At 56.2% G+C, this 14,205-nt stretch carries 11 protein-coding genes; 6 read left to right on the top strand and 5 right to left on the bottom strand.

Annotation, left to right across the window (positions count from 1 at the left end; genetic code table 11):
- The first annotated feature begins 89 nt into the window (after positions 1–89).
- The 6 genes from ACTJJN_RS11430 (at position 90) to ACTJJN_RS11405 (ending at position 7,247) form a co-directional block, all read left to right on the top strand.
- Entirely contained in the window at positions 90–1,859 is a 1,770-nt protein-coding gene (locus ACTJJN_RS11430; RefSeq protein WP_102689131.1) for an ABC transporter substrate-binding protein, read from the top strand.
- Between the two features lie 327 nt (positions 1,860–2,186).
- Positions 2,187–3,101, top strand: a complete 915-nt coding sequence (locus ACTJJN_RS11425; protein ID WP_102689130.1) for a polysaccharide deacetylase family protein — start codon at positions 2,187–2,189, stop codon at positions 3,099–3,101.
- A gap of 310 nt (positions 3,102–3,411) precedes the next feature.
- Positions 3,412–4,434 (top strand): CobW family GTP-binding protein, encoded by a 1,023-nt coding sequence (locus tag ACTJJN_RS11420; RefSeq protein WP_102689128.1) that lies wholly within the window; start codon positions 3,412–3,414, stop codon positions 4,432–4,434.
- A 67-nt stretch (positions 4,435–4,501) separates the two neighbouring features.
- Entirely contained in the window at positions 4,502–5,713 is a 1,212-nt protein-coding gene (locus ACTJJN_RS11415) for a serine hydrolase domain-containing protein (protein ID WP_102689127.1), read from the top strand.
- 102 nt (positions 5,714–5,815) lie between these two features.
- The gene (locus ACTJJN_RS11410) at positions 5,816–6,547 is read left to right on the top strand and encodes an SDR family NAD(P)-dependent oxidoreductase (RefSeq protein ID WP_102689126.1); all 732 of its coding nucleotides are present in this window, start codon (positions 5,816–5,818) and stop codon (positions 6,545–6,547) included.
- Positions 6,548–6,719: 172 nt separating this feature from the next.
- Positions 6,720–7,247, top strand: a complete 528-nt coding sequence (locus ACTJJN_RS11405) for a hypothetical protein (RefSeq protein WP_102689125.1) — start codon at positions 6,720–6,722, stop codon at positions 7,245–7,247.
- A gap of 112 nt (positions 7,248–7,359) precedes the next feature.
- Here the strand turns inward: ACTJJN_RS11405 and ACTJJN_RS11400 are convergent, their stop codons facing one another.
- From ACTJJN_RS11400 to ACTJJN_RS11380, 5 genes are all read right to left on the bottom strand, one after another.
- Positions 7,360–8,841 carry an FAD-dependent oxidoreductase gene (locus tag ACTJJN_RS11400; protein WP_102689124.1) on the bottom strand — a complete coding sequence of 494 codons (1,482 nt, stop codon included), beginning with the start codon at positions 8,839–8,841 and terminating at the stop codon, positions 7,360–7,362.
- Positions 8,842–9,084: 243 nt separating this feature from the next.
- Positions 9,085–10,257 (bottom strand): aromatic amino acid transport family protein, encoded by a 1,173-nt coding sequence (locus ACTJJN_RS11395; protein ID WP_219735990.1) that lies wholly within the window; start codon positions 10,255–10,257, stop codon positions 9,085–9,087.
- 104 nt (positions 10,258–10,361) lie between these two features.
- Entirely contained in the window at positions 10,362–10,706 is a 345-nt protein-coding gene (locus ACTJJN_RS11390; RefSeq protein ID WP_102689122.1) for a cupin domain-containing protein, read from the bottom strand.
- 9 nt (positions 10,707–10,715) lie between these two features.
- Positions 10,716–12,122 carry an NAD(P)/FAD-dependent oxidoreductase gene (locus ACTJJN_RS11385; RefSeq protein WP_102689121.1) on the bottom strand — a complete coding sequence of 469 codons (1,407 nt, stop codon included), beginning with the start codon at positions 12,120–12,122 and terminating at the stop codon, positions 10,716–10,718.
- A gap of 598 nt (positions 12,123–12,720) precedes the next feature.
- A complete protein-coding gene (locus tag ACTJJN_RS11380) occupies positions 12,721–14,118 on the bottom strand; it encodes a tyrosine-type recombinase/integrase (RefSeq protein ID WP_102689120.1) in 1,398 nt (465 codons plus the stop codon).
- Positions 14,119–14,205 lie beyond the last annotated feature (87 nt).

The following is a 14,205-nucleotide window of genomic DNA, read 5'->3' as shown; positions in this document are numbered from 1 at the left end:
TGTGCGTGAGCGTCGGCTTAGGCTGAAATGGCTGTGCGCAAGCACGAAGGTTTTGCCTCTCTCTACAGGCTGAAAGACAGGAATTACGCATGCCGATACTGCCATCGCAAGAACTGGTTTCTCCATCGCAGTGGTCTGTTTCTGCTTCAGTCGACCTTCACGGGCGCGTGGAGGAAACAGACAGCGCACGAGGTGCACGGCAGCTTCGCACGCTTGAAAGGGTGATTCAGCTCGCAAGGGCATTACTGTTGTCCGGCAAAGATGCTGTCAGATGCATTTGGGTGGCAGAGGACAGCACCTGGCAGGCCGTGAAGATTGAGCGGTGCGATGCCTACACCACAGTGCCAACTGCCGAGGTGAGCCTGCAAAAGCTGGAACCGACGGCTGGCATTTCGTTACGCGAGCTGGATGTGCTGACGTTGCTGGCCGCCGGATTGAGCAACGAGGTTGTCGCACAGCGCTTGGGTCGGAGCCCGCGAACCGTTGCCAAGCACGTTGAACACCTGTTTGAAAAGCTGCAGGTCTGGACCCGAGCAGGGCTCGCCAGCTTCGCTGTGGATCAAGGGCTTTTGAGGTTTCCGACCCCAGGGGGTTGCCAGGGCTTGGCGCTGGGCTCAGCAGTGCTTGAAGGATTGATTGACGAGCTGGATTCGCAGAAGGTAATTCCTCCGGTCAGGCTGCAACGACGGCCGTTGTACATCGGCATTCCGTACAGTGCAGAAGGCCGAGGCTCGGCGGACTCACAGGAAATGCTCAATGGGGCGCAGTTGGCGATAGAGGAGATCAACAGCCGCGGCGGTGTGCTTGGCCGTGAGTTGGCGCTAGTGACCAGCTCCTGTGACCCGAGCGATACAAGATCTATGAGCCAGGCACTTGAGCAATTGGTGAATTGTGAGGTGGACGGCATTACTTCGGCTTATACACATCCACAGGCATTACTCAGTGATCTGTTGAGCGATTACGGCGCGCCGCTGTTGCACTCATTGACCATGGAGTGTGCGGTGGAACCTGTGAGGCAGGAGCCCTTGAGGCTAGGCAATCTCTTTCAGGTCAATGCCAGCGATATTACCTATGGCGTCGGGCTGGCGAGATTCCTCAAGCAGATCATCGCTGAAAAGTTGTGGGCGCCGTCTAACCGCAAGATTGTCATCGTTCAACCTTTCTGGCCTGGGCTGAATCTCGGGCTTTCTGCGCTGGAAAGTCGCCTGGGCGAGCAGGGCTGGGATGTGGAGGTCATGTCAGACCTCGCTGCGCACCCTGTTAATTGGGACCTTGTGGTGACGCAGCTGCACGTCCGGCAGCCCAGCGTAGTGGTGCTGGCGTCCTACTTCATCGAGGATGGTATATCGTTCCAACGAGCATTTTCGCAGTCGCCATTACGGGCGTTGGTGTACATGCTGTATAGCCCATCGGTACCGGCCTACGGCATTGAACTGGGCGCACTTGGCAACGATGTGGTATGGGCAACAAGTGCAGGCGTTTACCCCGATCAGATGGGAGTACGCTTTCGTCAGAAGTACTTCGAAAGGTTCAATCAGGCTTCGGGGTTGTCTCAGGCGGGTTTGGGCTATGACCGCGTGCAGATGCTGGCGAACAGTTGGGCCAGGGTCGGGAATGCAAGACGCTTCTCGCAGGTACGCGATGATCTGCGGCATAGGGTACATCGTGGCGTGACGGGGGCCTGCTACCTCGATAACCCAGGTCAGGTGGGGCTGTCATTCCCGGACGATACGCTCGACTTGTCCATGTCCCATGCGCACCTGATTTACCAGGTCCAGAATGGCCAGCAGAACATCCTCGCGCCATCCCCTTATGCCGTTGCGCATTTTCGAACGCCTTGGTGGTTCGACCGGTGTTGAAGGCTTTCGGCTAAACATCAGAAGCCGAGAAAGGCTTCGAATCATAGAGAATACGTATTTTTGCGTATTGTCCTCAGTGGCTATCGACACCAATATCTGCGCCATACCCGCTACTGCTCGAAGCAATAAGCCGGTGAAAAAAACAATAACAGGAGAAGTCAATTGTCCATCCCCGCCTTGCGCGTCCACCTAGTTAGCCGTCCGTTGCAGCAACTCCCACACTAACCGCTACGTCATCTAACTGAATGACCGGCGCCCCATCGGCCGCCGACGGTGAGGTCTTGCCCGAATTTCAGTCGACAACGTTATTTTCAATGAGGAGTGGTCATGGCGACCAAAGATATCCAAGTCAGCATTTGCCCCCATTTCGACGCCGTCTCGCTGTGGATTGGTTCATTCGGTGGCGCAGACTCGCCCTGTGACATTTCCCGTGGTGTGTTTGCCGCCAAGCGGGGCGTTCCACGACTGCTGGACATGTTCAAACGCTACGGCATCCGGACCACTTGGGGTGTCACCGGACATTCGATGGAAAGCTTCCCTCGGGCGGCTGAAATGCTGGTGGCGTCTGGTCACGAACTGGCAGTGCACGGTTACATGCATGAGAACCCTCTGGCGATGACCCGCCAGCAGGAAGCGGACGTTCTCGATCGCACCATTGAACTGATCAAATCCAGCAGTGGCATTAGCCCAACGGGATACATGGCGCCATGGTGGGAGTTGAGTTCAAACACGATCGACCTTCTGCTTTCACGAGGCATCAGCTACGACAGTAGCCTCATGGAAGATGACTATCATCCCTACTACCTGCGCCAAGGCGATAGCTGGACGAAAATTGATTACAGCGGTTCTGCCGAGGAATGGATGAAACCTTGGCAGCCCGGCAAGATCGTCGATCTGGTGGAAATTCCTGCTAGCTGGCACCTGGACGACGCCCCGCCGACCATGTTCGTGAAGGCCATGACCAACAGTCACGGATGGGTCACAGGCAGGCAATTAGGCGAAATCTGGCAAGAGCAATTCGACTGGGTTTATCGCAATCACGATTACGCAATTTTCCCGATCACCATTCATCCGGACAGCGCGGGTAAGCCGCACGTGCTCATGATGCTGGAGCGCCTCATCGAACACATGCTGTCCCACTCCGGCGTTCGCATGGTGACTTACGCCGAGATTGCGGACGACTTCCGCAAACGCAATCCATTCAATGCGCAAGTGGAAATAGGCGGTCGTAGTGGCTGCTGAAAACAGGTGATGTCGCTATGTGCGGAGCTTGTGGCGTTTTACTGGGCGCAACCGAGTGGGCCGACGCGCTGGCTCTGGATATTCCCCTCCAGGCACAGCGGCACAGGCGCATCGCGATAGTCAATCGGTTGCTCAGCGTTTCCGGCACACGCTTGTATGACGCTGGAAGCAAAATGGTACTGCATGACTTCACTGGCAGAACCCGCGTCGTGGACGATCTGGCACATATCTGGATTGCCGCAGCAGAACTGGGCACTCGACCCGTCGACCCCCTGTCTGGTTTTTGAGGTGTAGCAAAGGAGACAACTCAATGCACACACGATCTGACAAGCGCATTCCTGTGGTGGTGCTGGGTGGTTTCCTCGGCGCGGGCAAGTCGACGATTCTCAATCGTTTATTGAGCGAAACAGGTAACGAATCCGTTCGGGTTGCAGTGGTTGTCAACGAGTTCGGCGAAACCAGTATCGACCATTTGATGGTCGAAGCGGTGGTCGGGGACACCACTGTACTCAAGAACGGATGCATTTGTTGCGTGATTCGAGATGACCTGACTCATGCGTTGCACGAGCTGTTGGAAAGGTGCTCGGGACCTGACGGAGCAATGATTGATCGGGTCATCATCGAGACAACCGGGCTCGCCGATCCGGGCCCCATCGCTAAATCCATTGCGACAGACCCGCTGCTTTGCCAACAGCTCCGTTTCGCCGGCGTGCTGTGCGCGGTCGATGCTCTGCAATGTGTCGAGCAGCTGCGTGATTTCGCGCTCTGTCGGCAACAGATTGCCAGCGCTGACGTGGCGATGATAACGAAGATCGACCTCGCCAGCCCCGAGTCAGTGAACAAGGCACGGGCATTGATCGAAGACTTGAATGCGACGGCTAGGGTCATTTGTCGCAACGCCCGAGTCGATCCGTTGCGGTCGATCTTTGATTCGTTGATGTGCGGAGAAACTCAGCGCAAGGCTTCGGCTCAAGGCGTGGTGCAAGCGGGGCGGGTACTTAAGCGCTTAGGAACTAATAGTTCAGGCCTCGCGCATGATATCCAATCCGTCAGCGTTCAACTGAACGATACGTTTGAATGGGTAGCCTTTTCGGTTTGGCTGTCTGCATTTGTACATTGTTATGCAGATAGCGTTCTGAGAATCAAGGGTGTGATAAGAGTTCAGGGGGGGAGTCAGCCAGTGCTGATTAACGTGGTGAGGTCCTTCATCCATCCACCCGACAATCTGGACGGAAATGATGAATTGCCCGCCGGCAGTACGTTGGTATTTATCGTTACCGGTATTCAACCCGGCCGCATAGAGGCGTCCCTGAGGCATTTTATGGCCAGGTGATTAGATCTGGCTGGCAAGGGACAGGAAAGGCCTGTTACGAATACAGCTATATAGGGGGTTAGAAATAATGGCGAAAAAGTTGATGAATGGGTTTCCTCCGCTTACTGAAGAGCAAGTTACGCTGTCCAATTGGCGAAGCGCGCCTTATATCCAGTGGTCGTTCACGCATGTGCGAGAGATTGTGCCGTCAGCGGATATCCCTGGTGCATGTCGAAACAGTAAACCCCTGGAACAAGTGCCATCCGACGTAGAGTCAGTTCGGATCCCGTTCAAAGGGGTGGATTATTCCCTCTCGGCGTTTTTGGAGGAGACCAATACCGATGGGTTTGTCGTGCTGCACAAAGGCAAGCTGGTTAACGAGTACAACCGACCGGGTCTGACTACTGAAACACCTCACATCATCATGTCCGTGTCCAAATCGTTTCTGGGGCTGCTGGCAGGTATCCTGATCGATCAGCGGCGGCTTGGTGAGGAATTGCTGGTTACTTACTACGTTCCGGAACTCGCTGGCACGGCGTTCGACGATGCTACTGTGCGTGACCTGCTGGACATGAAAGTCGGCGTCGACTTTGAGGAAAACTACCAGGCAAGCGAAGGCTTGATGATTGCCTATCGTCAAGCCCAGGGCTGGCATCCGGTAGATGCGACGACCAAGGCACATGACTTGCGCTCGTTCTTCTCCCTGCTCACAGGCCGCCAGGGCAACCACCGCGACAAGTTTCACTACGTGTCCCCCAACACCGATCTGCTCGGCTGGATCATCGAACGAGCAACTGGCCGACGCTACGCGGATCTTCTCTCGGAGTTGCTGTGGCGTCCGATCGGTGCTGAAACGAACGCCTACATAACGGTCGATCGACTGGGCGCTCCACGTTGTGCGGGGGGCATATGCACGACCACTCGGGATCTGGCCCGAGTCGGTCAAATGATGCTGGATGATGGCCGAGTGGGTGAGACCCAAGTCGTGCCACCTCAGTGGCTGCAGGACATTGAAACGCAGAGTGACAGGGAGGCGTGGAATAAAGGCGCCTTTCTTGATTACTTCCCCGATTTGCCTATGCACTACCGCAGCCAATGGTACGTGCTCAATGGTAAAGATCCGCTGGTTTTCGCGGTTGGGGTTCATGGCCAGAACGTGTTCATCGACAAAACTAACGATCTCGTTATCGCAAAGTTGTCCTGCCACGGTGTCGCTATGGATGCGGAAAAAATTCAGTTTACCACTGCGGCAGTACAAGCGATCCGAGCCCATTTTGCTAGTCAACGGCCGGAGTGTTGAATCTTATAGAACCAGAAACTACGTGCCGTTCAGGGCTTGAGAAACAACCCTTCAAAAATAGTTTGGCTTGACACTATTTTTTACAACAACAAGGAAATCAATATGTCCATTAACTCTAAAGTTGTACTGATCACCGGTAGCGCCGGCGGCTTGGGCGCTGCGCTCGCACGACGCCTGGTGGCCAGTGGCGCTTCCGTCGTTGTGACTGATTTGCAGGAAGAACCGCTGAAGCAACTGACCGAAGAACTCGGTGATAAGGCGAGCTACTGCGTGCTCGATGTGACGCAAGAAGCCCAATGGCAGCAAGCGATCACGCATGCAGTTAAAGTTTTCGGGCGCCTGGATGGCCTTGTCAACAATGCTGGCATTTACTGGCCCTCGCCTTTGGAGGAAACCTCCACCGAGGCATTTGATAAGGTATATCGAGTCAACCAGCTTGGAACCTTCCTCGGCATGAAGTATGCCGCATTGGCTATGAAAGAAACGGGTGGGGGCTCCATTGTGAATCTGTCCTCTATCTTTGGTATGAAAGGTTTCGAAAAAACCATCGCCTACGGTGCCGCTAAATGGGCTGTGCGCGGCATGAGCAAAATTGCTGCGCGTGATCTTGGTAAGTACGGCATTCGCGTGAACTCGATTCATCCTGGGGCATTCGATACGCAGATGGTTCGGGAAAATCCGAGCGAGCTCCTCCAACAGTGGGCTAAACAGACCCCGCTGGGACGTCTGGGGCGACCGGATGAGTGTGCTGATGCCATGATCTACCTGCTTTCCGACGCAAGTAGCTTCATTACTGGATCGGAGATTCTGATCGATGGCGGACTCACCGTCTAAGTCAGACTGTGCCTAGCTCATGGCACATCGTGTAGGGGCGGTGGAGCCCCTACACAGCAATTTGTAAGGTCCCGCGCAGGCATCATCGGAATGCTACTGCCAGCTAGTTGCTCTTTACGAAGCACCGCTACTCAAGATACGTGCTGTCTCCAACAAAAATAAGAGTAATGCCATGACGAAAAGACACATGATTAACGCAAGCCTTTGGACAGGGGCGGTGGTGGGTATTTATGTCCTGCTCTATTTGATTAGTCCCTTAGCGGCACTCGGTACCCTACCTTGCACTTTCGTCGTCCTACCTATATTCCTGAGCAGCAATGCTAGCGCCCAAAGACTGCCTGACGCCCTCACCAGTGTTGCAGTGGGCGTCGCGTGGGGCGGTGTATTCGTTTATGCCGGTGCACAACTTACCCGGACCGGTATCGAACCCGCGAATGCCACTGCGCTTTCAGTCGCGCTGCTAACCAGCATCCTGTGTGGCGCGCATCTACTGCTGACACCGAAAGGCTTGTTATCGCATATTCCCCTGATGTTCGGTGCGGTTGCCTGCGTGTTCTTCATCGGCGTCGAAAGATGGCCCGCCATACTCTTGACCGTCTGTCTGGGTGTATTACTAGGCGGAGTCATCAATGCCAGCGCCAAGCTCATGGATGAGCGAGGGCGTTGGTCGCTCGCTCGCTTGAAAGCGCGTAGACAATAGCCGAGTCGCGTATGGAGCGAACGTCTACGGGTGGACTCACCGTCTGATTGTGCTTTCCGGTGCTGAGCAAACGGCAGGGGCGAAATCGCCCCTGCTTTGAACGTTGGTATGATTACACCGTTCCGTAGATACGTTGCGTGTCTGCTTCAAAGTAGCTCAACTCTTCCAACCGTCTGCTCTCACTCCAGCCCAATACTTCAGCCATGACCTTGGACAAATCCTCTGCCTGGTCACGTCCCATCGACTCATCCAGCCCATGTGGCAAGCGTCTTCGAATCAGGTCGGACAGCCTCACCACATGCTCATGGAGAATGACATCGCGTACGCTGTTACTTTCGAGCATGTTGTGCTTGATCATGCCCTGCGGTGCAATGCCTCGTTTACCCAGCCGTGACTCCACGGCTTTGGCGATCATGCGTGCTGCATGGCGATGGAGCATGATGGTTGAGCCGGTCAAGGTCAGCAGATCGGGTTTGCCAGGCGTACTGCTCAGTCGCACCGGCAACGAAGTAGATTGTCCGCCCAGCGTCGATGTCGGTCGCACCCCGCACCAGGTATGCAGAACATCTGTACGACCCAGTTGCAATGAAGGGAAGAGGAGGTTCGCTTCATTGAGGATGTAGTCGATCTCCTTTTCCTCGACCCGAACCAAGTCAGGGTCCTCGGTGAACTCGGTCTCTGTAGGGCCGATGAAGTGGTGATCGCGCCAAGGGAAAACATAGAAGGGCTCGCCTTTGCTCGAAAATGCTTCAAGGCCTTGGTCGCGGAAAGCCGGGGGCAGGCGGACCATGACATTCACCCCCTTGATGCCAAGCACGCGCTTGCTGCTTTCACCTCCCGCGCCAGGCACACGATCGACCCAAGGCCCTGCAGCGTTGACGACCATCCGTGCTCTGACCTTGGCTGTACCCGTGCATTCTGGGGCTTGTTCTTGCAGTGATACGTGCCAAGCATCATCCGTTCTCACCAGATCGGTGACACGGGTGTAGGTTCGTATTGTCGCGCCGCGCCACTGGGCGTCGAGCGCGGTGTCCACGCAAATGCGCTCTGGCCAGGCGTACATGTACTCTTCGAACATCCCCACATCATGTACTGCCCCGCCAAGTGCTGCGGCCATCGCGCTTTGGCCTTTTGCACGTTCAACCGGCAGGCGCTTGTAAGAGAGCGGCACTTTCCAGCTGCCCAACGCTTCAACCAGGCGAAACCCCGCGTCCACCAGCCAGGCAGGATATCTGTCTTGCTTGCGGAATGGGTAATGGAAACGGTGTTTGGTCAGGTGGCCAGGCATTTCCTTGACCAATTCAGCACGACACTGCATGACTTGGCGGGTGTACCGTAGTCGCTGCCACATGTCGAAGGGGCGCAGGGGCACCTGCCACAGTGGGTATCTCGCAGCCAGGTAGCCTAGGCCGGAGTAGAGCATCCTGCTGGACCGCGAGGAGGTTCCGGCACCAATGTCTGCGCGGTCGACCAGCAAGGTACGGAAGTTTCGAGCGGCGAGTTGCCTTGCGGCTGCGCATCCGACAGCGCCGGCGCCGATCACGATGACGTCAAACACCTGGCCATCGAGCATATCCAGATCGGTACGCTTCATCAGACCTCCGGATACGAAAGGGCAAAACAGTACATCGCGGCAAATAGCATGCTTCAGATCTCCGTTAGTTGTCATTGTTGTGAGTGCTGATGCAATGGGTGTCGATGGTGGAGCTCACGCTAGAATCTTCAAGCACGAACCCCATCGGCTAGTACATTCAGGACAACATCTGTAACGACCCAGCCTAAAGACAAAAAACCCCCGATTACCTGTGGTAAGCGGGGGCTTTATGCAGCTAGTTCATTACCAACTGGAAGGGAGCATTCCGAGCGCTGAAAGTATCGCGTACACGCCACTGGACAGGAATACCATGACAATGAACGCTTGCAGGAACGGGTGCGCATACCAGCCGCAGGTGAACGCTGGCTGCTGGTCTCCGGACTTGCGGGCGGCGTTGAGTAGCAAGATGGGAATGATCCCCATCAGTACGCCACCGAACGTGCCTGCGAAGTACAGTGCATTCACGAAACCGCTGAAGCCGGAGTAAGCAAAGGCGATCGGTGGCAAGGTCACCACCGCCAGGACGATCAGGCGATTGCGCCGGTTGTCTTCGTCGCCAAGGCGGAATTGGTCGAAGATGTTGGTGAACAGGCAACCCCCCAAGCCCCAGTAGGAAGTGAGCATGGCCAGCAGGGCAAAGGTGTTGGCCACATAGTACGCCCATTGGCCCAGTGACCTGCCCCAGCTCAGGGTCGCCACTTCGCTGAGGTTGTCCAGGCCCACCAAGGCGATCACCGACGCTGGAATGGCGGCGACCAGGACCAGTGTGAGTATCATGCCGCCAATGATCAGCCGCGGAATTCGTTGGGGCGTCTCCAGGTTGCCCCGTACCAGTTCGGGCACCAGGAACTGAGCGCCGAACACGAACACGGCAAGGTTGAAGATGGGCACAACGTACTGCCACTGGCTTTGCCATAGGTGCACCCAATGTGAATCCGGGTGAATCGCCGTGGCGCCGATCAGCAGGCAGACGATAAGCACCATGCCAGCGCTGATCAGTTTCTCCGCGACGCCGAGCGCTTTGAGGCCCAGGTACAGGACCAGTGCAGCAGGGACGAAGAACAGCAGGCTGCCTTGCTGGGGCGTCAGGCCATACTGGCCAAAGAAGTCCGCGAGGATGTTGCCGCTGCCACTGATGTAGGCGATCAGGGCACCATAGCTGTTGGCGGCTACGGCGATGAAGATCAGCCATCCACCGAGTGGCCCCAGGTACTTGCGGGACAAGCCGCTCAACTGCAGGTTCTGGCGCGTCCTCAGGCAGGTTTCGGCGACGTAAAGCATAGTGATGATGCAGAATACGCAGGTGGCGATCAGGCAGATCAAAAGCGGCCCGTAACCGACCTTGCGAGCGGCAAATGCCATACCCAGTACACCGGCGCCGATATTGGTGCCGATGATGATGCCGATGGTCTCCATGCGGCTCAGGGCATGCGCCTTGAGCCCAGTCGCCTCGGGCACTTGTTGTTGTATACCCACTTCTTGTACCTCGTATTATCTGTGGGAGGTGCTTCGGAATTCCGTCAGTTGAGAATCAAATAGGTCTTGCGAACGGTTTCAAGGATGTCCCAGGTACCTTGGCTGTTGGCCTCGAAGTACAGGGCATCGCCGGCGCTGAAGTGCACGGGCTCGGCCCCGTCAGGTGTAAAGCTGCCAGCGCCACTGACGATGTAGCTGTATTCGGCCTGCGCCACCTGGCGTCGAAAACGCCCCGGCGTGCATTCCCATATTCCCGTACTGCCTCGGCCGTCGTTCAGTTCCAAGTTTGCCGCGATCCGAGCTTGTGGGGTTGGATCGGTCGCGCTCCCCAGCGTGACTGGCTCACCGAACTGGTCGTTGTTTTCCAGCGTGATGCGAATGACAGACATCGTGCCTCCTCAGGCTTTGTCTTCAAGGCCGGCCGGCGCGAAGCTGGCCAGATAACGGTCGACAGGCGAGGGCTTGCGCCCAGCCAGTTCTGAACGCTCTTTACGCAGGACGGCGTTGCGTACCAACGAGCCGCCGAGGTAACGGAAGGGTTCTGGCGGGAAGCTGCGGCAGTTGCGCTCAACCAGCGGGCATTGGCTCCACGCGTCTTTGCGACCAAGCGCCAGGCTGGCAAGGATTCGCCCTCCCAGACGGCTCGGGCCGACGCCGTTGCCACTCCAGCCAATGCCATAGTGAATATTGCTGTGTCCATTCAGGCGACCAAACACAGGCAGGCTGTCGTAGGTGCGATCGATGGGCCCCGACCATGAGGCTTCGACCTTGACGTCGTCGAGCATCGGGTAGGTGCGACGCAAGTCTGCTTCGGTCAGGGAGAGGCTGGCGCTGTCCACACTGAAGACTTCATTGATCTTCGAGCCGAAGCTGATTGCGCCAGTGCCTTTGCCGAATGCAATGCGCCCGTCGCGGGTGGTTCGGTAGTAGTCGACCATCAGTTGCGAGTCGGTAATCGACTCGCCACCCGTCCAACCCAGGCGATCCAGGCGATCAGGCATGGCCTGGGTCGCCACGATGGAGCTGTTGACCGGGACGATGAGTTTGGCCAGTGCGGGCAGCGCTGCACCCCAGGCGTTGACGGCGAGCACGACGTTACGTGCGTGAACACTACCGTGGGCGGAGCGAACGCAAGCGGGATCTCCGGGCTCGATGGCGGTTACCGGCGTATGCTCATGGATCCGGATGCCTTTGCCCAAGGCAACACTGCGCATGCCCTCCACCAGCAATGCTGGCTGAACCGTGGCATTGCTGCGCTCGAGAACGCCGGCAATATGCACCGCCGAGCCAGTTCGGCGGGCAACCTCCTTGGCATCAAGGCGTTCGAAAGGCTGCACGCCCAAGCGCTGGCAAGCTTGCAATGTGGTGTTCCAGCTTTCCACGTGTTGGAGTGTGGTGGCGGTCCAGAGCCAACCGCCTTGATGGAAGTGCGCATCGATACCGTGGCGCTCGCAGAATGCCCCCAGTTCACTGATGGCCGCTTCCGCCTGCTCGCCCAAAAAGCGGGCCTGGGTATCGTTGCAGAAGCCGCGCAGCGTACCCACCTTCGGCCACCATGACATCACGAACCCGCCGTTGCGTCCCGATGCGCCGCCGCCACAGACATGTTGTTCCAACACAGTCACCCGTACATCGGGCTCTAGCTCTTTAAGGGTGAGGGCGGTCCACAGGCCTACGAAGCCACCGCCCACGATGACGACATCGGCTTCATGACTGCCCTGCAGCGGCGAGGTTGCATCCTCGAGCAAGCGCGTCGCCGCCATCCAGTGACTGGGCTTCAAGGGTGGGGTAGGTGTCAGATTCATTGTTGTCCCCTCAGGCAAGTAAGTAACGCTAGTGTCTGAGGAAGGTCCAAGGGCGACAATCAGTCGCACTTAGGATTTAAGACATGTTGTTCATACGATCGAACAAGTAAGCAAACTGGTTGCCCATTGATAATTACAAGAGCGGATCGTTACGTTGCGAGTGCTGAAGGCCTCAATTACTGCTCTTGCGAGCTTGATAGGCTGGATGACTGAAAATTTCTGTACAACTCACCTGAAAGATCGGGAGCAAAATTGAGGCTATCAAGCGGTGATGGCGGCTGCACCGGCCAGTGGTGGCAGTGAGCCCGCCGTCATCTCAGGCTATCCGACATTAGCCGATGGTCGCAGCTTGAGTAGCGCTACCATGTGACTCTAGGGAGACTGATGAGTTTACTCTCCACAACGCTTCGCCATCTTTTTTGCCACCTTTCTACGCAGACCATGGTTGCAAGCAGCTGGCCGGCGGTAAGCTTGCTAGTTATGAAAATTAAGTCCAGAATCAAGGCAATCCCTGCTTCAGGGATTGCTGAAAGCCCTTAGCTTTCAACGGCTCGCAGGCCCGATACGAGTCTCGTTTCCCACTCCAATCAGTTTCTGATTAAATTTCGGCCGTTGGAGTTCGAAGGATTGTTTCAAGACGGTCGCCCAGTATGTTCCATGCCTCATTCTTCTCCTTGGCATAGTCATAATGCAGATAATGCCGGCGTACCTTTGAGCCTCCCAGCAGGTGATTCTGGCAACGATCAATGATTTCTAGTGTCACTCCGAGCTCCTGCATCATGGTCGCTCCTGTGCGACGCAAATCATGCGGAGTCCATTCGCCTTTGTTACCTTGGCTTAGTACCAGTGAGTCGTCGTGATGTCGGCCAGATAGAGGCTTGCTGCGATTTTTGAAGCGGCATTGCCGGTCTCCGATCAGCTTGCTGACTGTTTTGGTATCCACATGACTGCGTTCGTCATTGCTGGGAAAGCAGAATGGGGTGTGGCCTGTTTCTTCTCTAAGGCGTTTGAATTGGTTCAGCGCGAAAGATGATAGGAATACATGGTGAGCCTGCCGTTTACCTTTATGGCCTTTGGTGGCTTCTGCTGGAATGAACCAGGTGCCGTTCTCTAGATCGACATGTCGCCATTCGGATTTTAGGAGCTCTCCAATGCGACAGAGCGTGCTAAGACAGATCCAAACTGCGCATTGCACGCGGGAATTCACAGGTCGGATACCGGAGTATTTCTTACCAGCGGGCAAGGCATCATACTCACACACCAGGCGAGTGAAAATTTGTTGCAGCTCTTGGATTTCGTCAGTGGATAGAAGGCGATCGCGCTGCTCCTGATAGTCATGATCAAGTAGCTTATTGACGTCAATCAGGTCGGCGGGATTACCGTCGACCATCAAGGTGCGCCACGGCTTGCGTTTCTCGGCCCATCTCAGCATCTGACCTATGTCTTTGCTGCGAATAACGACGGTACGGTTTAGACCGCGGGCTTTGATCGAGCGCAGGAGGGCGAGCAGGTCTTTTTCAGTGATGGTTCGCAGTGGTTTATCGCCAATAGCTGGTAGCACGTCTTTGGAAAAGCTGCGGCGCAGTTCTGCGTTGTCGTCCTGGCGAGATACCCCGTCGCGCATCCACTCTTCAAAAAGGTCGGTGACCGTTTTGTTTTCTGCAGCCTGACGTTCCGCTTCAGCAATGGTTGCGGCGACCGCAGCTCGAGCCTCGAGCTTAGCTGCCTTTCGTGCAATTGCGGGTTCTATACCTTTAGCAACGCTTGCTCTCACTTCGTCTCGCTCAGCACGAATCTGCGCTAGCGATTTTTTGGGCCAGCTGCCCAGGCGCTGATCGCGTTTGGCTCCGCCCATTTTGAACTCATAGCGGAAAAGCGCTGTAACGCCGCGCACACCTGCACGAACTTTGGCGGTCAGGCCACCCTCTTCACGGAGCGTTTTGCCATCATCGGCGGGGGTAAGTGCTTCGAGTTGCTTCAATGTGATCTTCGCCAATCTCTACCCCTAGCCAAGGTCGATCACCTTGGAATTTTGCCCCACTTTTGCCCCACCGAATCGCTTGGCTAAAGGTGGACGCTGGTG

It is taken from the genome of Pseudomonas sp. 22515 (assembly GCF_052044625.1).
In the GTDB taxonomy this organism is placed as follows: domain Bacteria; phylum Pseudomonadota; class Gammaproteobacteria; order Pseudomonadales; family Pseudomonadaceae; genus Aquipseudomonas; species Aquipseudomonas alloputida.
The sequence above is the reverse complement of the archived record's forward strand: the minus strand, read 5'-3'. Positions and strand labels throughout refer to the sequence as shown.

What these genes read in the sequence shown, in the direction of transcription:
- ACTJJN_RS11390 (WP_102689122.1), bottom strand. Translation starts at nt 10,706, where the DNA reads ATGTCTGTCATTCGCATCACGCTGGAAAACAACGACCAGTTCGGTGAG.
- ACTJJN_RS11425 (WP_102689130.1), top strand. Translation starts at nt 2,187, where the DNA reads ATGGCGACCAAAGATATCCAAGTCAGCATTTGCCCCCATTTCGACGCC.
- ACTJJN_RS11415 (WP_102689127.1), top strand. Translation starts at nt 4,502, where the DNA reads ATGGCGAAAAAGTTGATGAATGGGTTTCCTCCGCTTACTGAAGAGCAA.
- ACTJJN_RS11420 (WP_102689128.1), top strand. Translation starts at nt 3,412, where the DNA reads ATGCACACACGATCTGACAAGCGCATTCCTGTGGTGGTGCTGGGTGGT.
- ACTJJN_RS11385 (WP_102689121.1), bottom strand. Translation starts at nt 12,122, where the DNA reads ATGAATCTGACACCTACCCCACCCTTGAAGCCCAGTCACTGGATGGCG.
- ACTJJN_RS11430 (WP_102689131.1), top strand. Translation starts at nt 90, where the DNA reads ATGCCGATACTGCCATCGCAAGAACTGGTTTCTCCATCGCAGTGGTCT.
- ACTJJN_RS11405 (WP_102689125.1), top strand. Translation starts at nt 6,720, where the DNA reads ATGACGAAAAGACACATGATTAACGCAAGCCTTTGGACAGGGGCGGTG.
- ACTJJN_RS11410 (WP_102689126.1), top strand. Translation starts at nt 5,816, where the DNA reads ATGTCCATTAACTCTAAAGTTGTACTGATCACCGGTAGCGCCGGCGGC.
- ACTJJN_RS11395 (WP_219735990.1), bottom strand. Translation starts at nt 10,257, where the DNA reads ATGGAGACCATCGGCATCATCATCGGCACCAATATCGGCGCCGGTGTA.
- ACTJJN_RS11400 (WP_102689124.1), bottom strand. Translation starts at nt 8,841, where the DNA reads ATGAAGCGTACCGATCTGGATATGCTCGATGGCCAGGTGTTTGACGTC.